Origin of the sequence: Streptomyces sp. LaPpAH-108, from assembly GCF_000373625.1 — a bacterium.
Lineage (GTDB): Bacteria > Actinomycetota > Actinomycetes > Streptomycetales > Streptomycetaceae > Streptomyces.
The window spans coordinates 918,822-944,714 of sequence record NZ_KB891993.1 but is presented as its reverse complement, the minus strand read 5'-3'; the positions used below and the strand labels follow the sequence as shown (position 1 = coordinate 944,714).

The 25,893-nt window shown below is 70.1% G+C and carries 23 protein-coding genes, 1 rRNA gene and 1 riboswitch; of the genes, 14 read left to right on the top strand and 10 right to left on the bottom strand.

Annotation, left to right across the window (positions count from 1 at the left end; translation table 11 throughout):
- Positions 1 to 2 precede the first annotated feature (2 nt).
- From rrf to B079_RS0115675, 11 genes are all read left to right on the top strand, one after another.
- Positions 3 to 119, top strand: a 5S ribosomal RNA gene (gene rrf, locus B079_RS0115725).
- Between the two features lie 111 nt (positions 120 to 230).
- Positions 231 to 839: a CDP-alcohol phosphatidyltransferase family protein gene (locus B079_RS0115720; RefSeq protein ID WP_018546786.1), complete on the top strand. Its 609-nt coding sequence runs from the start codon at positions 231 to 233 to the stop codon at positions 837 to 839.
- Positions 840 to 966: 127 nt separating this feature from the next.
- Positions 967 to 3,462, top strand: a complete 2,496-nt coding sequence (locus B079_RS0115715) for a mannose-1-phosphate guanyltransferase (RefSeq protein WP_018546785.1) — start codon at positions 967 to 969, stop codon at positions 3,460 to 3,462.
- Between the two features lie 141 nt (positions 3,463 to 3,603).
- Positions 3,604 to 4,518 (top strand): DUF881 domain-containing protein, encoded by a 915-nt coding sequence (locus B079_RS0115710; protein ID WP_420705767.1) that lies wholly within the window; start codon positions 3,604 to 3,606, stop codon positions 4,516 to 4,518.
- Positions 4,515 to 4,847 (top strand): small basic family protein, encoded by a 333-nt coding sequence (locus B079_RS0115705; protein ID WP_003988855.1) that lies wholly within the window; start codon positions 4,515 to 4,517, stop codon positions 4,845 to 4,847. Before B079_RS0115710 ends, B079_RS0115705 begins: the two co-directional genes overlap by 4 nt.
- Positions 4,848 to 4,852: 5 nt before the next feature.
- Positions 4,853 to 5,752 carry a DUF881 domain-containing protein gene (locus tag B079_RS0115700; protein WP_018546783.1) on the top strand — a complete coding sequence of 300 codons (900 nt, stop codon included), beginning with the start codon at positions 4,853 to 4,855 and terminating at the stop codon, positions 5,750 to 5,752.
- 82 nt (positions 5,753 to 5,834) lie between these two features.
- The gene (locus B079_RS33950; RefSeq protein WP_078495947.1) at positions 5,835 to 6,752 is read left to right on the top strand and encodes an FHA domain-containing protein; all 918 of its coding nucleotides are present in this window, start codon (positions 5,835 to 5,837) and stop codon (positions 6,750 to 6,752) included.
- A 43-nt stretch (positions 6,753 to 6,795) separates the two neighbouring features.
- Positions 6,796 to 7,536, top strand: coding sequence for a MerR family transcriptional regulator (locus tag B079_RS0115690; RefSeq protein ID WP_026248740.1), 741 nt, complete (start codon positions 6,796 to 6,798; stop codon positions 7,534 to 7,536).
- Positions 7,537 to 7,622: 86 nt separating this feature from the next.
- Positions 7,623 to 8,096 carry a bifunctional nuclease family protein gene (locus B079_RS0115685; RefSeq protein ID WP_004002801.1) on the top strand — a complete coding sequence of 158 codons (474 nt, stop codon included), beginning with the start codon at positions 7,623 to 7,625 and terminating at the stop codon, positions 8,094 to 8,096.
- 276 nt (positions 8,097 to 8,372) lie between these two features.
- The gene (locus tag B079_RS0115680) at positions 8,373 to 9,056 is read left to right on the top strand and encodes a MerR family transcriptional regulator (RefSeq protein ID WP_078495946.1); all 684 of its coding nucleotides are present in this window, start codon (positions 8,373 to 8,375) and stop codon (positions 9,054 to 9,056) included.
- A gap of 64 nt (positions 9,057 to 9,120) precedes the next feature.
- A complete protein-coding gene (locus tag B079_RS0115675; protein WP_037801630.1) occupies positions 9,121 to 10,479 on the top strand; it encodes a DNA polymerase IV in 1,359 nt (452 codons plus the stop codon).
- Positions 10,480 to 10,490: 11 nt separating this feature from the next.
- On the opposite strand, the gene B079_RS0115670 is transcribed toward B079_RS0115675, so the two are convergent.
- Positions 10,491 to 10,862: a PRC-barrel domain-containing protein gene (locus B079_RS0115670; RefSeq protein ID WP_018546778.1), complete on the bottom strand. Its 372-nt coding sequence runs from the start codon at positions 10,860 to 10,862 to the stop codon at positions 10,491 to 10,493.
- A 119-nt stretch (positions 10,863 to 10,981) separates the two neighbouring features.
- Positions 10,982 to 11,077, top strand: a riboswitch (glycine riboswitch).
- 175 nt (positions 11,078 to 11,252) lie between these two features.
- Here B079_RS0115670 and gcvP point away from each other — a divergent pair.
- A complete protein-coding gene (gene gcvP, locus B079_RS0115665) occupies positions 11,253 to 14,138 on the top strand; it encodes an aminomethyl-transferring glycine dehydrogenase (RefSeq protein WP_018546777.1) in 2,886 nt (961 codons plus the stop codon).
- A gap of 80 nt (positions 14,139 to 14,218) precedes the next feature.
- On the opposite strand, the gene B079_RS0115660 is transcribed toward gcvP, so the two are convergent.
- From B079_RS0115660 to modA, 4 genes are read right to left on the bottom strand one after another with little or no spacing between them, the layout of a single operon-like run.
- Entirely contained in the window at positions 14,219 to 14,638 is a 420-nt protein-coding gene (locus B079_RS0115660; RefSeq protein ID WP_018546776.1) for a TOBE domain-containing protein, read from the bottom strand.
- A gap of 28 nt (positions 14,639 to 14,666) precedes the next feature.
- Positions 14,667 to 15,761, bottom strand: a complete 1,095-nt coding sequence (locus B079_RS0115655) for an ABC transporter ATP-binding protein (RefSeq protein WP_018546775.1) — start codon at positions 15,759 to 15,761, stop codon at positions 14,667 to 14,669.
- A 59-nt stretch (positions 15,762 to 15,820) separates the two neighbouring features.
- Positions 15,821 to 16,675, bottom strand: a complete 855-nt coding sequence (modB, locus tag B079_RS0115650; protein WP_018546774.1) for a molybdate ABC transporter permease subunit — start codon at positions 16,673 to 16,675, stop codon at positions 15,821 to 15,823.
- Entirely contained in the window at positions 16,672 to 17,499 is an 828-nt protein-coding gene (gene modA, locus B079_RS0115645; RefSeq protein ID WP_018546773.1) for a molybdate ABC transporter substrate-binding protein, read from the bottom strand. The genes modB and modA overlap by 4 nt, the downstream gene beginning before the upstream one ends.
- A 227-nt stretch (positions 17,500 to 17,726) precedes the next feature.
- Between modA and B079_RS0115640 the strand changes: the two genes are divergently transcribed.
- Positions 17,727 to 18,182 carry a hypothetical protein gene (locus tag B079_RS0115640; protein ID WP_051095158.1) on the top strand — a complete coding sequence of 152 codons (456 nt, stop codon included), beginning with the start codon at positions 17,727 to 17,729 and terminating at the stop codon, positions 18,180 to 18,182.
- 165 nt (positions 18,183 to 18,347) lie between these two features.
- Here the strand turns inward: B079_RS0115640 and B079_RS0115635 are convergent, their stop codons facing one another.
- The 5 genes from B079_RS0115635 to B079_RS0115615 all read right to left on the bottom strand — a co-directional run bounded on the left by B079_RS0115635 (position 18,348) and on the right by B079_RS0115615 (position 23,126).
- Positions 18,348 to 18,743 carry a TOBE domain-containing protein gene (locus B079_RS0115635; protein WP_026248739.1) on the bottom strand — a complete coding sequence of 132 codons (396 nt, stop codon included), beginning with the start codon at positions 18,741 to 18,743 and terminating at the stop codon, positions 18,348 to 18,350.
- A 110-nt stretch (positions 18,744 to 18,853) separates the two neighbouring features.
- Positions 18,854 to 20,806 (bottom strand): APC family permease, encoded by a 1,953-nt coding sequence (locus tag B079_RS0115630; RefSeq protein WP_018546770.1) that lies wholly within the window; start codon positions 20,804 to 20,806, stop codon positions 18,854 to 18,856.
- A gap of 403 nt (positions 20,807 to 21,209) precedes the next feature.
- Positions 21,210 to 21,740, bottom strand: a complete 531-nt coding sequence (locus B079_RS0115625; protein WP_018546769.1) for a universal stress protein — start codon at positions 21,738 to 21,740, stop codon at positions 21,210 to 21,212.
- Positions 21,741 to 22,003: 263 nt separating this feature from the next.
- On the bottom strand, positions 22,004 to 22,210 hold the full coding sequence (locus tag B079_RS0115620) for a DUF5999 family protein (RefSeq protein ID WP_018546768.1): 207 nt from the start codon (positions 22,208 to 22,210) through the stop codon (positions 22,004 to 22,006).
- Between the two features lie 331 nt (positions 22,211 to 22,541).
- On the bottom strand, positions 22,542 to 23,126 hold the full coding sequence (locus B079_RS0115615) for a hypothetical protein (protein WP_018546767.1): 585 nt from the start codon (positions 23,124 to 23,126) through the stop codon (positions 22,542 to 22,544).
- 594 nt (positions 23,127 to 23,720) lie between these two features.
- On the opposite strand from B079_RS0115615, the gene B079_RS0115610 reads away from it, so the two are divergent.
- Positions 23,721 to 25,238 (top strand): glutamate--cysteine ligase, encoded by a 1,518-nt coding sequence (locus B079_RS0115610; RefSeq protein WP_018546766.1) that lies wholly within the window; start codon positions 23,721 to 23,723, stop codon positions 25,236 to 25,238.
- Positions 25,239 to 25,893: the final 655 nt, after the last annotated feature.

The following is a 25,893-nucleotide window of genomic DNA, read 5'->3' as shown; positions in this document are numbered from 1 at the left end:
GTTTCGGTGGTCATAGCGTGAGGGAAACGCCCGGTTACATTCCGAACCCGGAAGCTAAGCCTCACAGCGCCGATGGTACTGCAAGGGGGACCTTGTGGGAGAGTAGGACGCCGCCGAACTCCTTTTACAGCTCCGGCTCTTGGGCATAACCGCCCGAGGGCCGGAGCTTTTTTGCGTTGGGGTAAGGTCGTGGGGAATTGTTGGCACGTTTCGTAACAGGAGGCCCCCGGGTGGAGGTCCAGGAGACCCGCGTCCAGACAGACCGGGTCCTCACCATCCCCAACATCCTCAGCATGGCAAGGCTCGCCGGCGTACCCCTGTTCCTGTGGTTGATCCTCAGGCCGGAGTTCGGCGGTCCGAAGAGCGACGGCTGGGCACTTCTGGTCCTGGCGCTCAGCGGGGTCAGTGACTATCTGGACGGCAAGCTCGCCCGGCGCTGGAATCAGATCAGCAGTCTCGGCCGGCTGCTCGATCCCGCCGCGGACCGGCTCTATGTCCTTTCCACGCTGCTCGGTCTGACCTGGCGGGAGATCCTTCCGCTCTGGCTGACCGCGCTTCTGCTGGCGCGTGAGCTGATGCTGCTCGTGATGGTGGGCATCCTCCGTCGGCACGGCTATCCGCCGCCGCAGGTGAACTTCCTCGGGAAGGCCGCCACGTTCAACCTCATGTATGCGTTCCCGCTGCTTCTGCTCAGTGACGGAAGCGGTTGGATCGCGTCACTCGCCGCCGTTTTCGGATGGGCGTTCGCAGGGTGGGGTACAACCCTGTACTGGTGGGCAGGAGTGCTTTACGTGGTTCAGGTCCGCCGTCTGGTGCGCGCGGATGCCATGGCCGATTGAGCCCGGGCGGCGCTGCCCGGAGGCGATGCTTCCGTAACGCTTCGATGGCCCGCACGGGAAAAGTGCGGGACAATCTGGACGGGTGAAGTCGGCTGGACCGTCATCTCTTGAGGAGGACGCTTCCGACATGAAGGCCGTCGTGATGGCCGGTGGCGAAGGCACACGCCTGCGCCCGATGACCTCTAGCATGCCCAAGCCGCTCCTGCCCGTGGTGAATCGCCCGATCATGGAGCACGTGCTCAGGCTGCTCAAAAGGCATGGACTCAACGAGACCGTCGTGACCGTCCAGTTCCTGGCGTCGCTCGTCAAGAACTACTTCGGTGACGGCGAAGAACTCGGCATGGAGCTGACCTATGCCAACGAGGAGAAGCCACTCGGTACCGCCGGAAGCGTCAAGAACGCCGAGGAAGCGCTGAAGGACGACGCCTTCCTTGTGATCTCCGGTGATGCCCTCACGGACTTCGACCTCACCGAGCTGATCAACTTCCACAAGGAGAAGGGCGCCCTGGTCACGGTCTGTCTGACCCGGGTGCCCAATCCGCTGGAGTTCGGCATCACCATCGTCGACGAGGAAGGCAAGGTCGAGCGTTTCCTCGAGAAGCCGACCTGGGGCCAGGTCTTCTCCGACACGGTGAACACGGGCATCTATGTCATGGAGCCCGAGGTGTTCGACTATGTCGAGCCCGATGTGCCCGTCGACTGGTCCGGCGATGTCTTCCCGCAGCTGATGAAGGAAGGCAAGCCCATTTACGGCTACATCGCCGAGGGCTACTGGGAGGACGTCGGCACCCACGAGAGCTATGTGAAGGCCCAGGCCGACGTCCTGGAGGGCAAGGTCGACGTCGACATCGACGGATTCGAGATCTCGCCCGGTGTGTGGGTGGCCGAGGGTGCCGAGGTGCATCCGGACGCGGTGCTGCGCGGGCCGCTGTACATCGGTGACTACGCCAAGGTGGAGGCGGGCGCGGAACTGCGCGAGCACACCGTCGTCGGCTCCAACGTGGTCGTCAAGAGCGGCGCCTTCCTGCACAAGGCCGTCGTGGCCGACAACGTCTACATCGGGCACAACAGCAATCTGCGCGGCTGTGTGGTCGGCAAGAACACCGACATCATGCGGGCCGCCCGGATCGAGGACGGCGCGGTCATCGGTGACGAGTGCCTGATCGGCGAGGAGTCGATCATCCAGGGCAACGTCCGGGTGTACCCGTTCAAGACGATCGAGGCCGGTGCCTTCGTCAACACCTCGGTCATCTGGGAGTCCCGCGGCCAGGCGCATCTCTTCGGTGCCCGTGGTGTGACCGGCATCCTGAACGTCGAGATCACCCCGGAGCTGGCGGTCCGGCTCGCCGGTGCGTACGCGACGACCCTGAAGAAGGGCGCCACGGTCACCACGGCCCGCGACCACTCCCGGGGTGCCCGTGCGCTCAAGCGGGCGGTCATCTCGGCGCTCCAGGCCAGCGCCATCGACGTACGCGACCTGGAGAACGTGCCGTTGCCCGTGGCGCGGCAGCAGACCGCGCGCGGCAGTGCGGGCGGCATCATGATCCGTACCTCGCCCGGTGTGCCCGACTCCGTGGACATCATGTTCTTCGACGGGCAGGGCGCGGATCTCTCCCAGGGCAGCCAGCGCAAGCTGGACCGGGTGTTCGCGCGCCAGGAGTACCGGCGTGCCTTCCCCGGCGAGATCGGTGACCTGTACTTCCCGTCGAGCGTCTTCGACTCGTACACCGGCTCGCTGCTGCGGAACGTCGACACGACCGGGATCGCGGAAGCCGGGCTGAAGGTCGTCGTGGACGCCTCCAACGGCAGTGCGGGGCTCGTGCTGCCCAGCCTGCTCGGCAAGCTCGGGGTGGACTCGCTGACCATCAACCCCGGGCTGGACGAGTCGAGACCGACCGAGACCGAGGAGATGCGCCGCCGCGGCCTGGAGCGGCTGGGCGAGATAGTGGCGTCCTCGGGGGCCGCGTTCGGTGTGCGGTTCGACCCGGTCGGCGAGCGGCTGTCGCTCGTGGACGAGAAGGGCCGGATCATCGAGGACGACCGGGCGCTCCTGGTCATGCTCGACCTGGTCGCGGCCGAGCGGCGCAGTGGCCGGGTGGCGCTGCCGGTGACCACGACCCGGATCGCGGAGCAGGTGGCCGCGTACCACGGCACGCAGGTCGAGTGGACGACCACGTCCCCGGACGACCTCACGCGCGTGGGCGGCGAAGAGGGCACCATCTTCGGCGGTGACGGCAAGGGCGGCTTCATCGTCCCCGAGTTCAGCAGCGTCTACGACGGCACGGCCGCGTTCGTGCGGCTGATCGGCCTGGTCGCGCGGACGCAGCTCACGCTGAGCCAGATCGACGCGCGGATTCCGCGGGCGCATGTCCTCAAGCGGGACCTGGCGACGCCGTGGGCCGTCAAGGGTCTGGTCATGCGGCGGGTCGTGGAGGCGGCCGGTGACCGGTCCGTGGACACCACGGACGGGGTGCGGGTGGTCGAGAGCGACGGGCGCTGGGTGATGGTGCTGCCCGACCCCGCCGAGGCCGTCACGCATCTGTGGGCGGAGGGCCCGGACGACGCCTCGGCGCAGGCCCTGCTCGACGAGTGGTCGGCCGTCGTGGACAGCGCGGGCCGGTGATCGGGTAATACGGAGCAGCGCGGGCCGTCGTCCCACCGGGCGGCGGCCCGCGGTCGTGTCCGCTTCCGCCCCCTTCGGGGGTCCGGTCGCGGGGGTGGGGCCGTTCGAAAGCACCGTTCGCGGCATGGGACTATGTGCGACATGCCGCAGCAACCCCCCGTTCGGAGCAGCCCCACGCGGCCGAGGCGTCCGGACGCCTCCATGTCGTTGATCACCAACGTCATGGACCACAGCCTCGACGACGGGTACGCCGAGGCCGCCGCCCGCAAGGAGTCCGGCGGCGAACGCGGGCTGCCGAAGACCCTGCGGGCCAAGCTCGGTCTCGCCGGGGGACTGGTCCTCGCGGCGCTCGTGGTGACCGTGGGGGCGGCGCAGGCGCGGGTGGCGGCGCCGGTGGTGGCCAAGGAGCGCCAGGAGCTGATCGACCGTATCGACCGCGAGAACGCCGCCGCCGACCGTCTGGAGTCCGGCGTGGACGAGCTGCGGGACGACGTGAGCGCGCGCCAGCGGGCGGCGCTCAAGCAGACCGGGGGCAGCCAGGTCGATCTGATGGGCATCCTGTCGGGTGCCACGGCGGTGCACGGGCCCGGGGTGCGGCTCGTGGTGAACGACGCCAAGGAGGCGAGCGCCGGGGGAGACGCGGCCGACCCGCGTGAGGCCTCCGGGTTCTCCGACACGGGCCGGGTGCGCGACCGGGACATGCAGCGCGTGGTCAACGGGTTGTGGGAGTCCGGTGCCGAGGCCGTCTCCATCAACGGGCAGCGGCTGACCGCCCTGTCCGCGATCAGGAACGCGGGTGACGCGATACTGGTCGACAACAGGCCGCTGGTGCCGCCGTACACGGTGCTCGCGGTGGGGGACGGGCAGCGGCTGGCCACCAGGTTCCAGAACACCGCCGACGGGCTGTATCTCCACGCCCTGAAGGACAACTTCGGCATCCGGGTCTCCCTCTCCGCGGAGAAGGACGTCCGGTTGCCGTCCGCACCCAGTGTGATCGTACGCACAGCGCGGCCGAACGCCGAGAAGACCGATAAGACTGAGAAGGGCACATCGTGATCGCCGTACTGGGCCTCGTCGTGGGAGTCGTGGCCGGCCTGTTGGTCCGGCCCGAGGTTCCGGCGGTCGTCGAGCCTTATCTGCCCATCGCCGTCGTGGCGGCGCTGGACGCCGTGTTCGGCGGTCTGCGGGCCATGCTCGACGGCATCTTCGACGACAAGGTCTTCGTGGTCTCGTTCCTGTCGAACGTGGTCGTGGCCGCCCTGATCGTGTTCCTGGGCGACAAGTTGGGCGTGGGCGCGCAGCTGTCGACCGGTGTCGTGGTCGTTCTCGGCATCCGCATCTTCTCCAACGCCGCCGCCATCCGTCGGCACGTCTTCCGGGCGTGAGCGCGATGAGCGACCAGGACGAGCGGCCGGAGAACAGGCTGCGCAAGGAACTGCCCGACGAGGTACCGGTGTCGGAGCGCCGGGGCGAGTCGCCCGCGCCGGAGCCCGCCCTGGCACCCGAGCTGGAGTCCGCGCCCGAGCCCGGCAGCGCGCCCGAGCCGGAGCCCGAGGCCGAACCCCGGCTCACCGGGCGTCAGCGGCTGGCCGCCGGGCTGTGGCCGCCGCGGCTGACCCGGGCCCAATTCATCGTCGCCCTGCTGCTGTTCGGGCTCGGTTTCGGCCTGGCCATCCAGGTGGCGTCCAACAGCGACAGCGACAGCGCGCTGCGCGGCGCCCGCCAGGAGGATCTTGTCCGCATCCTCGATGAACTGGACGACCGTACTCAGCGTCTTGAGGACGAGAAGCAAGGACTCGAGAAGCAGCGGGAGGAATTGCAGAGCAGTTCCGACCAGGCGGCCGAGGCCCGCAAGCAGACCGCCGAGAAGGAGAAGCAACTCGGCATACTCGCGGGCACGGTGGCGGCGCAGGGGCCCGGCATCACCATGACGATCGACGACGCGAAGGGGACGGTCGAGTCGGACATGCTGCTCGACGCGATCCAGGAACTGCGCGCGGCGGGCGCGGAGGCGATCCAGATCAACGGCGTTCGTGTGGTCGCGAACACGTATCTCACCGACTCGGGCAAGACGGTCAGGGTCGACGGGAACAAGATCGACGCGCCGTATCGTTTCAAGGTCATCGGGAAGCCGCAGGACCTGGAACCGGCGCTGAACATCCCTGGGGGCGTGGTGCAGACCTTCGAGAAGGAGCAGGCCACGGTGAGTGTCGAGCGGTCGAACAAGATCGTCGTGGATGCCTTGCGGCAGGCGAAGCAGCCTGACTACGCTCGGTCGTCCTCCCGGTGAACCGGTGGTGCATGGGCCGAGTCCGGCAGGGGCATGAGGTTGCGGGGGGTCGGCGCACCGAAGGGGTGGTGCGTGGTGGAAACTGTCTGGTGGATACGGACGTTGTGAAGATGTCCGGATCGGCCGGTGTCGGCAATCAGGGTTCGTCCTGCCCCACGGGCGGGTCTGTTTCGGTCAAGGGGAATCGCCCGTGAAGTTGTTTGGGAAGTTGTTCGGCAAGAGCGCGCGAGAGGGCAGCGACAACGCGACGGCCCGTCATCGCGCACAGTCCGAAGAGGAAGGCCCCCGTCCGCTGTTCCGCGACGAGGTCGCTGGTCCGGCCGGTGGCAATTCGGGGGGCCAGGGCGCGGCGTCCGTTGACCCTGCCCGGTCCGGCGGCATAGGTTTCGGGCAACCGTCAACCTCAAGTGCGGGTGGAGGGTTTGCCTCCGACCCGTCCGCGTCCAACGCCCCCGGGGGGTCCATGTCGGTCCTGGAGTGTTCCAGGTGCGGGAACCGCAACGCGGAGAACGCCCGTTTCTGTTCCAACTGCGGTGCCCCGCTGCGCCCCGGCGCCACGCCGGAGCGTGCTTCGGAGACCACGTCGACGATCTCCATCTCCGGTCTCGAGGCGTACGACGCCGAGATGACCGGTCAGACGGCGGTCCCGATGCTGTCGCCCGAGGCGCAGGCGGCGGTCGACGCGCTTCCTGCGGGCTCCGCCCTGCTGGTGGTGCGCCGGGGTCCGAACTCGGGCAGCCGCTTCCTGCTGGACAGTGACCTGACCACGGCCGGCCGTCATCCGCAGAGCGACATCTTCCTGGACGACGTGACGGTCTCGCGCCGTCACGTGGAGTTCCGGCGCGCTGCGGACGGGTCCTTCACGGTGGCGGACGTGGGCAGTCTGAACGGCACCTATGTCAACCGGGAGCGGATCGACGAGATCGCTCTGGCGAACGGTGACGAGGTGCAGATCGGCAAGTACCGGCTCGTCTTCTACGCGAGTCGGCAGGGCGTCTGACCTCCCCCCGGGCACCCGTCCGGGGGAACCCCAGGGAAGGTCCATGCTTCAAACACCGAGCGGCGGTGCCGGAAGCGGTACCGCCGCCAGGGACAGTGAACCGATGAGCATCGGCACCGTGCTGAACATGCTGCGCGACGAGTTCCCCGAAGTCACCATCTCCAAGATCCGTTTCCTGGAGTCGGAGGGCCTCGTCGAGCCGCGCCGGACCCCCTCGGGGTACCGCAAGTTCGGTGCGGACGATGTCGAGCGGCTGGGCCACATCCTGAGAATGCAGCGGGACCACTATCTGCCGCTGAAGGTGATCCGGGAGCACCTGGACGCCGTGGAGTGCGGTGAGGCGGTCCAGCTGCCCGTCGTGGGGCGCCAGCGCTCCGCGGAGGACATGGCGGACGAGCCGTCCGAGGGGCCCACGGTGGCCCGGATCGGCCGGGGCGAACTGCTGGCTGCCGCCGACATCGACGAGGCCGAACTGCGGGAGTGGGAGTCGTACGGGCTCATCGCTCCCCTGGCGGACGGGGTCTACGACGCCGAGGCCGTCACCGTGGCGGCCCTCGTGGCCGAGCTGGGCCGGTTCGGGATCGAGCCGCGCCATCTGCGGGTGATGAAGGCGGCGGCCGAGCGCGAGGCCGGGCTGGTGGAGCAGGTGGTGGCGCCGCTGAAGCGCCATCGCAACCCGCAGACCCGGGCGCTCGCCGAGGCGCGTACGAAGGAGCTGGCGGCGCTCACCATGAAGCTGCACGCGGCTCTGGTGAAGTCCGCGCTCGGGGTCCGGCTGCCCTGATCCGGGGCCCCGGAGGGGGGACGGGATCGCCCGCCTGTTCCCGGCCCGACTACCCAAACGTCCCGGGCACGGCCTAGGGTTGCTGTGTGAACGAGCTCGATGTCGTAGGTGTCCGGGTCGAAATGCCCTCCAACCAACCGATCGTGCTCCTGCGCGAAGTGGGAGGCGACCGCTACCTCCCCATCTGGATCGGGCCCGGGGAGGCGACGGCGATCGCCTTCGCCCAGCAGGGCATGGCCCCCGCGCGGCCACTGACGCACGACCTGTTCAAGGACGTGCTGGAGGCCGTCGGTCAGGAGCTGACCGAAGTGCGCATCACGGATCTGCGTGAAGGCGTGTTCTACGCGGAGCTGGTGTTCGCCAGCGGGGTCGAGGTGAGCGCGCGTCCGTCCGACGCCATAGCGCTGGCCCTGCGCACCGGCACGCCGATCTACGGGAGTGACGGGGTGCTCGACGATGCGGGCATCGCCATCCCGGACGAGCAGGAGGACGAGGTGGAGAAATTCCGCGAGTTCCTCGACCAGATCTCGCCCGAGGACTTCGGCACCAGCAGCCAGTGAGGCACCGGCGCGGACCTCGTGGTCAGAAGGCCACGGGGGCGGTCGGTGCCGCCTTGCCGTGCCGTCGCGGGCGGCCTCACGAGCGGGCAATTGCCAACGGCGCGTGAGAGCGTCCTACGACCTCTCGCGAGCGCATTCGGCTAGCCTTTCCCCGCGGTGGGACACGAGAAACCACTCTCAGGGTGATTATCACTCGGCGTGCCGAGTGTGGCGATCGTTGACGCACCCCTGGTGACTGCCTACCGTCGAGATGGCAGGTCAAGGACGGAGGTCGGCGTGAGAACCAGCGGCGACGGTACGGCTGGGGGCGCCCCCGGAAACGGGTTCGGGGCAAGCGGTCCGTACCCTCCCCCGAGCTCGCGGCTCCGCCCGAGCGGCGGGTATCCCCAGCCCAGTGGCGGGGTCGAGCACGCCCCGCAGCGGCCGACGGCGGTGCCGGACGGTGAAGGGGCGGCGCCGACGGCGTCCGAGGAGATCGGTTATCGCGGGCCCACGGCCTGCGCGGCGGCGGGCATCACCTATCGGCAGCTCGACTACTGGGCGCGCACGGGTCTGGTGGAGCCGAGCGTGCGCCCCGCCCACGGCTCGGGCACCCAGCGGCTGTACAGCTTCCGTGACGTGGTCGTCCTGAAGATCGTCAAGCGCTTCCTGGACACCGGTGTCTCGCTGCAGAACATCCGTTCGGCGGTACAGCACCTCAGGGACCGCGGTTTCCAGGACCTGGAGCGCATGACGCTGATGAGCGACGGCGCCACGGTCTACGAGTGCACCTCCCCGGACGAGGTCCACGCTCTGCTCCAGGGCGGCCAGGGCATCTTCGGCATCGCGGTCGGCGTGGTGTGGCGGGACGTGGAGAGCGCGCTGTCCCAGCTGCACGGTGAGCGTGTCGACACCGGCGAGACGCTGATCGGGCACAACCCCGCGGACGAACTGGCCAGGCGGCGCAACCGGGCCGTCTGAGCACTTCGAAGCATCCCGGCGCCGGTGACAGGCGTTGTCAGTGGTGTGGTGCACCATCGGACATGTGAGAGCCGCGCCGACGATCCTCCATCTCGACATGGACGCCTTCTACGCCTCGGTGGAGCAGGCGTCCAAGCCGAGCCTGCGCGGCAAGGCGGTCGTGGTCGGCGGCCTGGGCCCGCGCGGGGTGGTGGCGACCGCGTCGTACGAGGCACGGGTGTTCGGGGTGCACTCGGCGATGCCGACGGCCCAGGCGCGCAGACGGGCGCCGAACGCCGCGTACGTCACGCCGCGCTTCGCGCTCTACCGGTCGATCAGCGAGCAGGTGATGGCCCTGCTGCGCGAGTTGTCGCCGCTGGTGGAGCCGCTGAGCCTGGACGAGGCGTTCGTGGACCTGGAGGCCGGGGGGACGGCCTGGGACGAGCCCTCGGCGCGGGCGGCCGGGGTCAAACTGCGCGCCGACATCCGGGAGGTCACCGGGCTGACCGGCTCGGTCGGGCTCGCCGCCTCCAAGATGCTCGCGAAGATCGCCTCCGAGCGGGCCAAGCCCGACGGACTGTGCCTCATAGAGCCCGGCACCGAGCGCGCCCTGCTGGGGCCGATGCCGGTGCGCACCCTGCCCGGGGTCGGCCCCGCCACCGGTGACCATCTGCGCCGGGCCGGGATCACCACCGTGGACGAGCTGGCCGAGGCGGGCGAGGACGAACTGGTCCGGCTGCTCGGCAAGGCGCACGGCCACGCGCTGTACGCGATGGCGCTGGCCCGCGACGACCGGCCCGTGGTGGCCGAGCGCGAGACCAAGTCGGTCTCCGTGGAGGACACCTACGACGTGGACATCCACGACCGCCCGAGGATCGGCTTCGAGGTACGGCGGCTCGCCGACCGCTGCGTACGGCGGCTGCGCGGCGCCGGGCTGTCCGGCCGCACCATCGTGCTCAAGGTGCGGCGGTACGACTTCTCGACCCTGACCCGCTCCGAGACGCTGCGCGGGCCCACCGACGACCCGACGGTGATCCGGGAGGCGGCCGAGCGGCTTCTGGAGTCGGTCGACACCACCGGCGGGGTGCGGCTGCTCGGCGTCGGCGTCACCGGACTGGCCGACTACACCCAGGAGGATCTGTTCGCGCAGGCCGCGGGGGAGCTGGCCACCGAGATGCCGGAGGAGACCGTGCCCGAGCCGCTTCCGGCAGCACCGGCCCCGCCGCCGGAGCGGCAGTGGCGGCCCGGCCAGGACGTGCGGCACGCCGAACACGGGCCCGGCTGGGTGCAGGGCAGCGGTCTTGGCCGGGTCACCGTGCGCTTCGAGACACCGGAGGACGCGGTGCCCGGCCGGGTGCGGACCTTCCGGGTGGACGACCCGGACCTGGAACCGGCCGACCCGCTGCCCCTGGTGGTGCGGGCGGCCGACGGACAGGGGAGGTGAGAGGGGGGAGGTCAGGCGTCCTCGGTGCCCGCGAGCTTGCCGAAGTCGCGGTCCGGGACCGTGGGAGCGGAGGAGGTGTCGAGACCGTAGTGGTGGTAGAGCTGGAGTTCCTGCTCGGGGGAGAGGTGGCGGCCCACCCCGAAGTCCGGGGCGTCCTTGATGAGCGCGCGTTCGAAGGGGACCTGGAGGGTGCCCTCGACCAGCTCGCTCGGTTCGAGCGGGACGAAGGCGTCGCGGGAGAAGAGTCCGGTGCGTATGGCGGCCCACTCGGGGACGCCCGTCGCATCGTCGAGATACACCTCGTCGATGGTGCCTATCTTGGTGCCGTTGCGGTCGAACGCCTTGCGGCCGATCAGATTGCGCGGATCGATGTCGGTCTGCACGGTCCCTCTCCCTCCACGTGGTCCCAACTCATCCGTTAGCACTACAAAAGAGCAGAATGAGCGTGGCGGCCACTCGAACGCCGCGTGTCATGCCCCGCTGGTACGCTGACAACGGCTGCTGACCCCGTGCGGGAGAGTCCTCCGAGCAAAGTCGGAGGCGCCGAAGGAGCAACTCCTCCCCGGAATCTCTCAGGCCCCCGTACCGCACGGACGAGGTCACTCTGGAAAGCAGGGCGGGCGTCCACGGCTCCCGCTCTCACCGACGGTGAAAGCCGGGGCCCTCGGGCATCCGGTGAAGCTCTCAGGTATGAGATGACAGAGGGGGAGGCCGGTGGGCACCCGCGCCGAGGTGCCCCTCGCAGGTCGCGCCAGACCAGGAGGCCTCCGCACATGACCGCCCCTCGCATTCCGCTCTCCGCACTCGAAGCGGGCATCCCCTTCGAGCAGCGGCACATCGGGCCCGACCAGGAGGCGCGGGCCAAGATGCTCGCGCAGGTCGGCTACGGCTCGCTCGACGAGCTGACCGCCGCCGCCGTCCCGGACGTCATCAAGAACACCGACGCCCTCGACCTGCCGGACGCCCGCACCGAGGCCGAGGTGCTCGCGGAACTGCGCTCCCTCGCGGACCGCAACCAGGTCCTCGGCTCCATGATCGGCCTCGGCTACCACGGCACCTTCACCCCGCCGGTCATCCTGCGCAACGTCATGGAGAACCCGGCCTGGTACACCGCCTACACGCCGTACCAGCCGGAGATCTCCCAGGGCCGCCTGGAGGCCCTGCTGAACTTCCAGACGATGGTCGCCGAGCTGACCGGGCTGCCCACCTCCGGCGCCTCCCTCCTGGACGAGGGCACCGCCGCCGCCGAGGCCATGGCGCTCTCCCGGCGCATGGGCAAGAACAAGAAGGGCCTCTTCCTGGTCGACGCGGACACGCTGCCGCAGACCATCGCCGTCATCGAGACCCGCGCCGAGCCGACCGGTGTCGAGGTCGTCGTCGCCGATCTGAGCGAGGGCATCCCGGCCGAGCTGGCCGACCGTGACATCACCGGCGTGCTGCTCCAGTACCCCGGCGCCTCCGGTGCCGTGCGCGACCTGAAGCCGGTGATCGAGCAGGCGCACGAGCGGGGCGCGCTCGTCACCGTCGCCGCGGATCTGCTCGCCCTCACCCTGCTCACCTCGCCCGGCGAGCTGGGCGCGGACATCGCCATCGGCACCACCCAGCGCTTCGGCGTGCCCATGGGCTTCGGCGGACCGCACGCGGGCTACATGGCGGTGCACGAGAAGTTCGCCCGCAGCCTGCCCGGACGGCTCGTCGGCGTCTCCGTGGACGCGGACGGCCACAAGGCCTACCGGCTCGCGCTGCAGACCCGCGAGCAGCACATCCGCCGCGAGAAGGCCACCAGCAACATCTGCACCGCGCAGGTCCTGCTCGCCGTCATGGCCGGGATGTACGCCGTCTACCACGGCCCCGAGGGCCTGCGCACCATCGCCCGCCGCACCCACCGCTACGCCACGATCCTCGCCGAGGGCCTGAAGGCCGGCGGCATCGAGATCGTCCACGGCGCCTACTTCGACACGCTCACCGCGCGCGTGCCCGGCAACGCCGCCGACGTCGTCGCCGCCGCGCGCAAGGGCGGCGTCAACCTGCGCCTGGTCGACGCCGACCACGTCTCCCTGGCCTGCGACGAGACCACGAACCGCGCCCAGCTCGCCACCGTGTTCGCCGCCTTCGGCGTCGAGGGCGACATCGAGGCACTCGACGCCACCGCCGCCGAGGCCCTGCCCGAGGCGCTGCTGCGCACCGACGACTACCTCACCCACCCGGTCTTCCACGAGCACCGCTCCGAGACGGCCATGCTGCGCTACCTGCGCCGCCTGTCCGACCGCGACTACGCGCTCGACCGGGGCATGATCCCGCTCGGCTCCTGCACCATGAAGCTGAACGCGACCACCGAGATGGAGCCGGTCACCTGGCCCGAGTTCGGCCAGCTGCACCCCTTCGCACCCGCCGAGCAGGCCGAGGGCTACCTCACCCTCATCCACGAGCTGGAGGACCGCCTCGCGGAGGTCACCGGCTACGACAAGGTCTCGCTGCAGCCCAACGCCGGTTCCCAGGGCGAGCTGGCCGGTCTGCTGGCCGTGCGCGCCTACCACCGCGCCAACGGCGACGAGCAGCGCACCGTCTGCCTCATCCCGTCCTCCGCGCACGGCACCAACGCCGCGAGCGCCGCGATGGCCGGGATGAAGGTCGTCGTCGTCAAGACCGCCGAGGACGGCGAGATCGACGTCGAGGACCTGCGCGCCAAGATCGAGCAGTACCGCGACCAGCTGTCCGTGCTGATGATCACCTACCCGTCGACGCACGGCGTCTTCGAGGAGCACGTCGCCGACATCTGCGCCCAGGTGCACGACGCGGGCGGCCAGGTGTACGTCGACGGCGCCAACCTCAACGCGCTGGTCGGCCTCGCCAAGCCCGGCCACTTCGGCGGCGACGTCTCCCACCTGAACCTGCACAAGACGTTCTGCATCCCGCACGGCGGCGGCGGTCCGGGCGTCGGCCCGGTGGCCGTACGCGCGCACCTCGCGCCGTACCTGCCCAACCACCCGCTGCAGTCCGCCGCGGGGCCCGAGACGGGCGTCGGGCCGATCTCGGCCGCGCCCTGGGGCAGCGCGGGCATCCTGCCCATCTCGTGGGCGTACGTCCGCCTCATGGGCGGCGAGGGGCTCAAGCGCGCCACCCAGGTGGCGGTGCTCTCCGCGAACTACGTCGCCAAGCGCCTGGAGCCGCACTACCCGGTGCTCTACACCGGCCCCGGCAACCTCGTCGCGCACGAGTGCATCATCGACCTGCGCCCGCTCACCAAGGCGACCGGCGTCAGCGTGGACGACGTGGCCAAGCGCCTGATCGACTACGGCTTCCACGCGCCGACCATGTCCTTCCCGGTGGCCGGCACGCTGATGATCGAGCCGACCGAGTCGGAGGACCTGGCCGAGCTGGACCGGTTCTGCGACGCGATGATCGCGATCCGCGCGGAGATCGAGAAGGTCGGCTCCGGCGTGTGGTCCGCCGACGACAACCCGCTGCGCGGCGCCCCGCACACCGCCGCCGCCCTCGGTGGCGAGTGGGCGCACCCGTACAGCCGCGAGGAGGCCGTCTTCCCGGCCGGAGTCTCGGCCGCCGACAAGTACTGGCCGCCGGTGCGCCGTATCGACCAGGCCTTCGGCGACCGGAACCTGGTGTGCTCCTGCCCGCCGCCGGACGCGTACGAGGACTGAGTCCGCATACACCCGAGGGGCGGCTCCCCGTCCGTGGATCTTGTGGATTCACGGGTGGGGAGCCGCCCCTCGGCGTCTTCTCAGACGGTGGCCAGCGAGACCTCCGTCGACTTGATCAGCGCGACCACCTCGGAGCCCGTCGCCAGCTTCAGTTCCTCCGCCGACTCGTGGGTGATGGCGGAGGTCAGCTCGGCGCCCGGCACCGCGATCTTCACCGCGGCCATGGCCTCACCGGTGGCGATGTCGGTGATGGTGCCCGCGAGCTGGTTGCGGATCGAGATGTGGTGCACCGGCTCGGTGGCGAGCGAGACCTCCGTCGCCTTCACCAGGGCGCGCACGGACGTGCCCGCGCGAAGGCCCAGATCCTCGGCGGCCTCCAGGGTGATCGCCGCGGTGATGTCCTGACCGCCGGTCAGCCGGACCTTGACGGTCGCCATGACCTCGCCGGAGTGGACCGCCGTGACGGTGCCGGGAAGCTGGTTGCGGATACTCATGGTCATGGCGCCCCACCGTAATGGGTCCACACACTCACTCTGGGTAAGCGTGCGTCTGCGTCGCCTTGACGGTCGCCCAGACCGCGGCGCCCGGGTGAAGGTCCAGTTCCGCCGCCGCGGCCGTGGTGAGGTCGGCAGCGAGCGACAGGTCACCCGTCAGATCGGCGCGGATCTGGTCGCCGTGGGACTCCAGGCCGACGACCTGGCAGCGCCACAGGTTGCGGGCGCTGGCCCCGGTCGGCCGGTCCCGGAACAGGGTCACCGCGACCGGCGGGAACGCGACGAAGACCGGTCCGGTCAGCTCCTCCGTGGTCGTGACCTCCGGCCCGGCGTCCAGCCGTACGGTGTGCCCGTCGGCGGTGCCCCGGTAGAGGTTGAGGCCGACGAGCTGGGCGATGTAGTCCGTGCGCGGATGGCGGGCGATCTCCGTGGGGCTGCCCTCCTGCACCACACGGCCGTGCTCCACGACCACCAGACGGTCGGCGAGCACCATGGCGTCCAGCGGATCGTGCGTGACCAGGACGGCGACGGCCTCGAACTCCGCGAGATGGCGCCGCAGTTGGGAGCGGACCTCCAGACGGGTGCGCGCGTCCAGGGCGGCCAGCGGTTCGTCGAGCAGCAGCAGGCGCGGCTGGGTGGCCAGCGCCCGCGCCACGGCGACGCGCTGGGCCTGGCCGCCGGAGAGCCGCCGGGGCTTGGCGTTCATGTGGTCGGCGAGCCCCAGCCGGTCCAGCCAGACCGCGGCCTGAGCGCGCGCCTCCGCCTTGCCCACACCGTGACAGCGCGGTCCGAACGCCACGTTGTCCAGGGCGGACAGATGCGGGAAGAGCAGATAGTCCTGGAAGACCACGCCGACCGGGCGCGACTCCGGCGGGGTGCGCTCCAGCCGGGCGCCGTCCAGGAGCAGCTGCCCCTCGGTCAGCGGGATCAGGCCCGCGAGCGCCCGCAGCGCGGTGGTCTTGCCCGCGCCGTTGGGCCCGAGCAGCGCCACCACGTCACCGGGAGCGGCGCGCAGGGACACATCGAGGCGGAAGGTGCCCCGGTCCACGACGAGCCGGGCGTCCAGGCCCTGCTCGCCCCTGGCCGCCACGTCGCTCACGCCGGTACGGGGCGTGTTGGTCTCGGTCATCCAGGAACTGTCCTTCGTCGGTACGCGCGCGGGGGGCGACTTCCATCCTCGCGGCACCGTCACGCTCCTGTCATCCACCGGTCCCGCAGCCCCGCCAGGACCGCGATGGACACGGCCAGCAGGATCAGGCTGAGGGAGATCGCGGCCTCGGGGTCGTTCTGCAGGGCGAGGTAGACCGCGAGCGGCATGGTCTGGGTACGGCCGGGGAAGTTGCCCGCGAAGGTGATCGTCGCGCCGAACTCGCCGAGCGCGCGCGCCCAGGCCAGGACGGCACCGGCGGCGATGCCGGGCGCGATCAGCGGCAGGGTGACCCGGCGGAACGCGGTGAAGCGGGACGCGCCGAGCGTGGTGGCCGCCTCCTCGAAGCGCGGGTCGGCCGCGCGCAGGGTGCCCTCGACGCTGATGACCAGGAAGGGCATCGCGACGAACGCCTCCGCGATGATCACACCGGTGGTGGTGAACGGCAGGGTGATCCCGAACCAGGAGTCGAGCCACTTGCCGACGACGCCGTTGCGCCCGAGGGCGAGCAGCAGGGCCACACCGCCGACGACCGGCGGCAGCACCAGCGGCAGCGTCACCAGCGCGCGCAGGAAGCCCCGGCCGGGGAACTCGGTGCGCGCGAGGATCCAGGCCAGCGGCACCCCGAGGACGAGGCTCACCGCGGTGGCGGCCGTCGCACTGATCAGGGACAACTGGAGCGCCTGCCACACCTCGGGGCTGGTCAGCTGGTCGGGCAGGCTCTTCCAGGGAGCGCGCACGAGCAGCGCGAGGAGGGGCACCAGCAGGAACGCGATCGCCACGAGGCCCGGCACCAGCAGCGGGAGCGGGACACCGCGCCGATGCGCGCGGACGCGGGGGCGCCGCGGCCCTCCCTTGCGGGGAGCCGCGGCGCCGGTGCCGTCGAGTGCGGTCACGGCTTGAGGAAGCCGGCCTGGGTCAGCACCTTCTGGCCCTCGGGCGACTGGACCAGGGCGATGAACGCCTTGGCGGTCTCGGCGTTGTCCGAGTTCTTCAGCAGGGCGATCGGGTAGTCGTTGATCGCGTCCTTGGACTCGGCGAACTCCACGCCCGCGACCTTGCCCTGGGCGGCCTTGACGTCGGTCTTGTAGACGAGGGAGGCGTCGGCCTCCTTCAGCTGGACCTTGTTGAGCGCGGACTTGACGTCCTGCTCGTAGGAGACCGGGGTGACCTTGAGGTGGTTGGCGTCCAGGACCTTCTGGGCGGCGGCGCCACAGGGCACCGTCTTGTCGCACAGGACGACCTTGAGCTTGGGGTCGGTCAGGTCCTTCAGGGATTCGATCTTGTCGGGGTTGCCCGGCAGGGTCGCGATCTCCAGCTGGTTGCGCACGAAGGTGGCCGGGGTGCCCACGGCGTCCTTCTTGTCGGTGACGATCTGCATGGTCTTCGGGCTGGCGGCGGCGAAGACGTCGGCCGGGGCACCGCTGGTGATGCTCGCGGCGAGGGTGTCACTGCCGCCGAAGTTGAACTCGACCTTCGTACCCGGGTGCTGCTTCTCGAACTCCTTGCCGAGCGTCGTGAAGGTCTCCTTGAGGGAGGCCGCCGCGAACACGGTGACATCGCCCTTCAGCTTCGGGCTCGCCGAAGCGGAGTCCGACGAGTCCGCCTTGGCAGGCGTGGACCCGTCGGAGGAGGAGCACGCGCTGAGCGCCAGCAGGGCGGCAACTCCCACACCGGCCAGCGGCAGCATCCGGCGGGTCCGGCGTACGGAACGGGTCATCACGGTTCTACTCCTCACGATCAGTGGAACAGCCATTTGTGCTCTTCCACGGCCGGAGATCGGCCATGCGGCGATGATACTGCCGCAATTGCAGGTGGTAGACCATCTGTCACATTGCATGAGCGGCCAAGTTGTTACCTGGGGCTGGCATATGCGTTTGTGCGCCACCGTCTTACGGGTACGTATTCCTGGGAGGTGGTCGCAGGGTGTCACTCGCGCAATGGGTCATGACCGGTGACCTGGCCAGACCCGCCCGGCTGACCGTGCGGGACCTGCTGGGCTGGCCGCAGTACGGGGCGGACGTGACGTTCGAATGCGCCACGAGCGGCATTCAGCGGCACCGTTTTTCGGGGCCGCGCCTTTACGACGTGCTCACCGACGCGGGCCCTCATTTCGACCCGGCCCGGCGCAAGGACCGACTCCGCTTTCTCATTGCGGTGACAGGGACGGACGGGCATCACGCAGTGTTGTCATGGGCCGAGATCGACCCCGATTTCGCACACGCTCCGGTACTTCTCGGGGTCACGATCGACGGTGCCTCGCTGGACGCGGCGGGTCCGCAATTGGTGCTGCCCCAGGATCGCTGCGGCGCTCGGCACATCAGCGGGATCAGGGTGGTCCGGGTGGACGGGAGCTACCACTTCGGCACGCCCGCACCGGTCGCGTCGGTGGCGGCTTCCTGAGCTGCGCGAACGACGCTCCGGGGGCGTTGGTGACGTTCTGGACGGCTGGGCCGTCAATGTCCGGTCTGTGAGATTTCTTTCATCGATTTCCGGCCCGAAAGTCGCTTTTCGTCCGGTCCGGAAATTCGCGTAAAGCCATGTTTATGGCCAGATGCCGATAAAAGCTCAGATGCGGTCAATGTGGACATTCGTGGACTTCACGCGTGCGGTGGCCTCCATGCCGACCTCCAGGCCGAGTTCGTCCACCGCCTCCCGGGTGAGCAGGGAGACCAGCCGGTGCGGGCCCGCCTGGATCTCCACCTGGGCGGCGACGTCGCCCAGCTTGATGGCGGTGACGATGCCGGGGAAGGCATTGCGGACCGAGGTGTAGGAGGTCTCCTCCTCGGCGGCGCCCGTCTGGGCCAGCTCGACCGAGAAGGCCGCGAGGTCCTTGCCCGCGATCAAGCGGCGTCCGGACTCGTCGCGGTGCGTGGCCATGCGGCCGGCGTCGGCCCAGCGTCGTGCGGTGTCGGGGCTCACGCCGAGCAGCCGCGCCGCCTGGCCGATGGTGTATGACTGCATGTTCGTCACCATAAATCCAGAGGTCGGGAACGGGGCACACGGGTCCGGTTTCGCGTGTCACGCGCCGTGGTCCGAGTGGACGAGGAGAGGGGCTTGCCGCGCGGGGAGCCTCAGCCCGTGTGGACGCGCGGGCGGCGGGCCCGGTTCGGCTCCGCCTCGCGCAGGACCTCACGGGTGACGGGGGCGACCTCGCCCTGTCCGAAGAGGAAGAAGCGCAGGAAGTTGGCGAACGGGTTGCCCTCCGTCCACTCGAAGAAGATGTGCGGGGTACGGCCCGTCATGTCGCGCACATGGAGGAGCAGCGCGGCCAGGCCGTTGGGGATCGAGGCGGACTCGACGGTCAGCACCCGGTAGCGGTTGTGCAGGACCTCGCCGTGCACGGTGAGGCAGGACTCGAACTCCGAGGGGTCGGACACCTTGACCTCGACGAAGACGAAGTCCTCCTGCTCGGGCATGTCGTTGTCGGCCCGGATCTGCTCGATCTTGTCGCGGTACTCGGCCTGGTCGCGCTGGTCGGGCTCGTTCGCGATGAACCGGATCTTCCGGCTGGCCATGTCCCTGATGAATCGTTCCGCCATCGGGTCCATCGTCACGCTGGTCACGCGCAGCTCGAAGGCGCGGGCCAGCCGGGACAGCAGCGAGACCAGCATGATGCCCGCGATGAAGCAGGCGCCGATCTTCACACCGTCCGGGCGCTCGATGACGTTCACGACGGTCGTGTAGAGGAACACCGCGGAGATGACCGCGAACGCGATCGTCCAGCCGCGCTCCTTCGCCTTGTGCGCGGCGATGGTCACCGCGATGGCGGCCGAGCTGATCAGCACCAGCACACCGGTGGCGTAGGCGCTGCCCTGCTTGTCCACGTTGGCGTCGAAGAGCCAGGTGACCAGGAAGGCGATCAGGATGAAGACGATGACCATCGGGCGGACGGCGCGCGCCCAGTGCGGGGCCATGCCGTAGCGGGGGAGATAGCGCGGCATCAGGTTGAGCAGGCCCGCCATGGCGGAGGCGCCCGCGAACCACAGGATCGCGATGGTCGAGACGTCGTACACCGTGCCGAAGATGTTGCCCAGGTACTCGTGCGCCAGATACGCGAGGGCGCGGCCGTTCGCCTTGCCGCCCGCCTTGAACTCCTGTGCCGGGATCAGCAGCGTGGTGATGAGGCTGGTGGTGATGAGGAAGCAGCTCATGATCACGGCGGCTGTGGTGAGCAGCTTCTTGGTGTCCCGGATGCGGCCGGTCGGCCGTTCCTCGGTGTCGCCCTCGTCGCCCTTGACGTGCGGCATCACGGCCACACCGGTCTCGAAGCCGGACAGGCCGAGGGCGAGCTTCGGGAAGACGATCAGGGCGACGCCGATCATCATGAAGACGCTGCCGTGCTGCGCGGTCAGCGCGGTGGTCCAGTCGGTCACCACGTGCTCGGCGGTCAGGACGTGCCACAGGCCCGCGATCACCACGACCACGTTCAGCCCGAGATAGATGCCGACCAGGGCGACGGCGACACCGATCGCCTCCAGGAAGCCCTTGAGGAACACCGCGCCGAGCAGCGCCACGAGCAGCAGGGTGATCAGCATCTGATGGCCCTGGAGCAGGCTCGTCAGATGCGGGTTCTCCACCAGGTGGGTCGAGGCGTCGGCGGCGGACAGGGTGATGGTGATCAGGAAGTCCGTGGCCGCGAAGCCGAGGAGGGTCAGGACGAACAGCTTGCCCTTCCAGAACGAGAGCAGCCGCTCCAGCATCGCGATCGAGCCCTCGCCGTGCGGGCTCTCCTGCGCGACCCGCCGGTACACCGGGAGCGCTCCCGCCAGCGTGACGATGACGAGGACCACGGTCGCGAGCGGGGAGAGGAGTCCGGCGGCCAGGGCCGCGATGCCCGGCTGGTAGCCGAGGGTGGAGAAGTAGTCGACTCCGGTCAGGCACATCACCCGCCACCAGCGCTGCCCCTTGTGCGGGGGTTCCGGCTCGGCATGGGGTCCGGTCAGGCCGCCGCTCCTGCCCATGTCGGACAGCCCCTCAAGCATCCAGGCGCGCAGGCGACTGGGAGGGTGCTCGGTCGTGGCCATCGGCGTGCTCCTGGGGTGCGGCTCAGCTCTCTGCGGCTCTCTGCGGCCATCACGCGGACGGCGGCACCAGCGTAAGCGGAGAGTGACGCCAGGGCCCATGCCCTGCCGGAGCCGAGGGCGTCAATCTTGCGTTAAGAATGGCCCGACTGGTGGTGGCGAAGCAGCAAAAGTGGAGGCCCGGAGCCTACCGGGGCACGACGGACAGGGGTCGGGGGAGAGGCGGGACGCGCTCCCGGGTCAGATACCGAGCGTCATCTCTGGCTAGGTCGTCCATGCGTGTCGTACGCGTCTCGTACGACAAATTCCATGCTGCCTTGGGCGGGGCGGGTCCGCAGCCGGTGGGTGTACGGAGGGGGAGGGGGCGTGGCGGAAGGGGAGTACGCCGTCCCCGTGCGGGTCGGCGTCACAGTTCGCGGGTGTCGATGCGTAGGTGCCAGGCGTTGCGGCGGTGGACGGCGACCAGTTGGGACTCCAGTGGGGAGGGGGGTACGGCGAGGACCGGGCAGTGGGCGTGGGCGAGGCAGTGCCGGGAGACCCGGCCGGAGAAGGGGTGGCGCAGCTTGCGCCGCCCGGCGCCGACGACGAGCAGGTCGCTCTCGCGGTCCGCCACGGTCACCAGCGCGCGGCCCGGTGAGCCCCGGATGATGACGGGGTGCAGCGGGAAGCCGGGACCTGTCTGTCCGAAGACCTCTTCCAGGACCGAGACCAGTCGCTGTTCGGCCAGCCGCTGCCACTCCTCCAGGAGCGGGTCGTGGACGAGTGCGCGGCGCGCGGTCGGTTCTCCGCCGGGCGGCTCCCAGGCGAGCGCGGGCCACAGCTCGGCGCCCAGTCGGCGGGCCAGCGCGGTGGCCTGGCGCAGGGCCGCGACACTGCCCAAGGACCCGCTCACGCCGGCCACCACGCGGGTGGTGACGGAGGCGTCGTAACCCGGCATCACAGCACCGTTCCTCGTGACGGCTCTCCCCGCGCGCGGGGCTCTCCTTCCATCCCACCTCCACCGGGGCGATCCGACCAGCCGACGGGGTGTCTCTGACAGGTCCCTGACGGGGAGGGGTGGCGAGAGGGGAGCCCGGCCGTCGGGTCGCGTTCCGGTCCCGGACATGCGTCGGGGCCGGTGCGCACCTTGGTCTGTGTGCGTCCGGCCCCTCGGATCGCCGGGCGCCCCGCCGGGCTCCCGGGTGGTGCTCGGTGTGCCGCTCAGGCGGCGGTCATCACATGGTCCGCGCCGAGCGGGCGGTGCGGCGCGATCACCCGGCCGTCGGGCAGCAGCTCACCGGTGTCCTCGAACAGCAGGACGCCGTTGCACAGCAGACTCCATCCCTGCTCCGGGTGGTGCGCCACGAGGCGGGCGGACTCGCGGGCGGCGGACTCGGCTGGCGGGCACGGCGGCTGGTGCTGGCACATGGGTGGGATCTCTCGCTCTGTCGTGGTCATGTCCGTCCCCCGTAATGAGTCGGTCGGAACCCAGTGTTGCCCCACGGAGGTCGTTCCGCAGGGATTTCGCGGCACCGCTTCTCACAGGTTGATGACGTGTCACCCACGCGGACGGTTCAATCCAACTGCACTGTCATTTTGGGTGGTTCGCAGTCACCGGAAGGGGCTAGTCCGCATGGTCCACATGGGCGGTCCGGGATGATCCGGGGGCTCCCTGCGGGTCGTGGCGTCGGCCCGCAGACACTCGTACCCCGCTTCCGGCGCGCGGAAGCGGGGTACGGCGGTTTCTGCTCCGGCCGGGTCAGGCGGGGGAGCCGAGCAGCGGGACGTGGTTCGCCCGGAGGGTCAGGACGGGCAGCAACTCCGAGACCCGGTGCGGCCGATGGGCGGAGATGCCCGGCGGGGCCGGGGCGAGCGGGATCAGCAGATCGTCGGCGGCCGGAAGGCCCTCGGCCGGGTCGGCCGCGATGTCGCCGTGCAGCCACAGGGTGAGCATGTAGAGGCCGGGCACGGACAACAGGCGTGGCTGGTACGGCTGTTGCAGGGTCTCCGCCTGCTGGAGCGCGCGTTCGGTCGACGGCAGGTAGGGGCCCTCGAAGAAGCGCGAGAAGGCCCAGCCGTCGGGGGTCAGCATGGTGTCCGCGGCGGCCACGGCGTGGTCGCCTGAGCGGATCAGGAAGCGCCAGCCGGCCAGCCGGGTCGCGGCCGGACCCGGGTCGGTGGCGTGGTCCAACACGTGCACGGCAAGCGGGAGTTCGGGGGTGACAGGTCCCTGGGCTGCGCGCAGGGAGGGGGTGCGGGCCTCACGTACCGCGGTGGGGGAACCGAGGGCCGTGAGGACGGTGCGCAGTGCGGGCGCGGGGGCAGGGGGAACGTGCAGCGGCATGGTGGGTCGCCTCTCGTTCGACAGGCGCGGCGGCGCGAGGAGGGTAGGGCGGACGGCGCTGTCTGCTCACAGGTGGGCGGCCTGGGAGATGGGGGCCCGGAGCGGTGGACGCGGGTGTGGCTGAGGCCCGTCGTCCGTCACCTGACGGCGGGAACACGGTGGGAACGCGTCGGAAACCGATACCGGGGCGCCAACCTTCGGCCTTCTTCGCGAAGTTTATACGACACGTGTTCAGGTGGTGTTTCGGCTAATGGATTCCGGTGATCGGAACAAGCGGATATCCGGCCGGGAATCTGCGGTATTCCTCCCGATTTCCCGGGCGGTCCGCGCCGCTGACCTCGTGCTCCGCGTGTCACGCGGTCGGCCGAATGTCGTCGGCGTTTTTCACGAGACGATCTGGGCACCCGAAGGTGCGTGCTGCGGTATGCCCAGTGAATGTGCCGCAGGACACCACGACAGAATAACGGGCGACGAGGCCGGATGCGGCGTTATGGATCGCTTCCGCTGGGCATCATCCCACCTGATCCGGGGAGCCCGGACCGGTGAGCCCGGCGGCCGGACCCTCGGGCCGCCCGTCCGAGGAGGGATATTTGCATGGGGGAGAAGGTCGTGGCAGGGTCGTTCGACCTGTCCGATCGCGGGCGCTACCGCGAAAAGCTCCAGAAGTGCCTGGCGGGACTGGAGCGGCTGCTGGCAGAGAGGCGTTTCGACCGGCCCAAGAACCTCATGGGGCTGGAGATCGAATTGAATCTCGCCGGGGCCGACGGCCTGCCGAGAATGTTGAACGGTCAGGTTCTGGAGCGGATCGCCAGCCGGGATTTCCAGACCGAACTCGCCATGTTCAATCTGGAGGTGAACATAGCACCGCACCGGCTGGGCGGGCGCGTTTTCGACGGGCTGGCGGAGGAACTGCGCACGTCCCTCGCCTATGCCGACCGCAAGGCCGGTGAGGTCGACGCCGGGATCCTGATGATCGGCATCCTGCCCACGCTCGGCCGTGACGACCTGGTCTCCTCGAACCTCTCCGAGGTGGACCGGTACGCCCTCCTCAACGACCAGATCGTGGCCGCGCGCGGTGAGGACTTCCGGCTCGACATCGACGGGGTCGAGCACCTGCGGTGCACCTCCCGGTCCATCGTGCCCGAGGCCGCGTGCACCTCCGTACAGCTGCATCTCCAGGTCACGCCGGGGCGGTTCGCGGACGTGTGGAACGCGGCGCAGGTCGCGAGCGCGGCCCAGATCGCGGTCGGGGCCAACTCGCCCTTCCTCTTCGGACACGAGCTGTGGCGCGAGTCCCGGCCGCCGCTGTTCCTCCAGGCCACCGACACGCGTCCGCCCGAGCTGCAGGCGCAGGGGGTACGGCCGCGGACCTGGTTCGGCGAGCGGTGGGTGTCCTCCGCGTACGAGCTGTTCGAGGAGAACCTGCGCTACTTCCCGGCGCTGCTGCCGATCTGCGACGACGAGGACCCGCTGGAGGTGCTGGACGCGGGCGGTGTCCCCCGGCTCGCCGAACTCGTCCTCCACAACGGCACGGTGTACCGCTGGAACCGGCCCGTCTACGACATCGCGGACGGCGTCCCGCACCTGCGCGTGGAGAACCGGGTGCTGCCCGCCGGGCCCACCATCACCGACGTGATCGCCAACGCGGCCTTCTACTACGGCCTGGTGCGCGCCCTCGCGGAGGAATCGCGCCCCGTGTGGACCCGGCTCCCCTTCACCGCCGCCGAGGCCAACTTCGACGCGGCCTGCCGGTACGGCATCGACGCCCGCTTCGTCTGGCCCCGGCGCGGTCGCTACGGCGGCGTCGGCGAGATCGACGCGGTCACGCTCGTCCGCGAGGAACTTCTCCCCCTGGCCTCCTCCGGCCTCGACGCCTGGGGCATCGAACCCGCCGACCGCGACTTCTACCTCGGCGTCATCGAGGAACGCTGCCGCCGCCGCGTCAACGGAGCCTCCTGGCAGGCGGCCACCTTCCACCGCGCCCTGGAACGGGGTATGGACCGAGAGGCGGCCCTGGCGGCTACGACACGTCGGTACGGCGAGCTGATGCACGCGGGGGAGCCGGTGCACACGTGGCCGGTGGGGGTGCCGTCGGCGGTGGCGCTGGGGTGAGGGGCGCGCTGCGGGGTTGGCGGGGTGGTTGTGCGGGGTGTGGTTCTTGAGGTGTGGGGTGCTTCTGGGGTGACCGGGGCGGTGGGGTCTGCCGCGTCGGGTGCTTTTGAGGTGGCGGGAGGGGTGGGGCCGGCCGTGCCGGTGCTTCTCGGGTGAGAGGGGCGGGCGGGTCGGCCCCGCCGGTGCGCCGGGGCGGGGTCTGGCCAGGTCGGCTGTGCCGGGTGCTGCTGAGGTCTGTGGTGGTGGAGTCCGACCGTGTCGGTGGTCCGGGGCGACCAGTCGGTCACGGCCGCTGTGCTCGGGTTCTCGACGGGGGTGGCGCTGGGCTGCCAGGGCGGCTCATGCCGGTGCCCGGGAGCGACGTGTGCGGTGGAGGTCCGAAGCGCTGGGTGTCTCGGGGACGGCGGGGTCGGTCGGGCCCGACTACGCCCCCGGGGCGTCTCTGCGGGCGTTGGGGATCGGCCGCGCTATGGCCCCGGGGTGACCCGCCCCGGCGTACGTCGGTCGTGCCCGGCTCACGGGGCGGTACGCCGTACGTGACCCTGTGCGCGGCTCGGCTGCCCGCTTCTGCGATCCTTGCGGGACGTAGGTGCGCAGGGGGCCGGTGGGTCGTCTGAGGTCGAGCGCAGGTGGAGGCTGAACCGGTGGCCGAGTC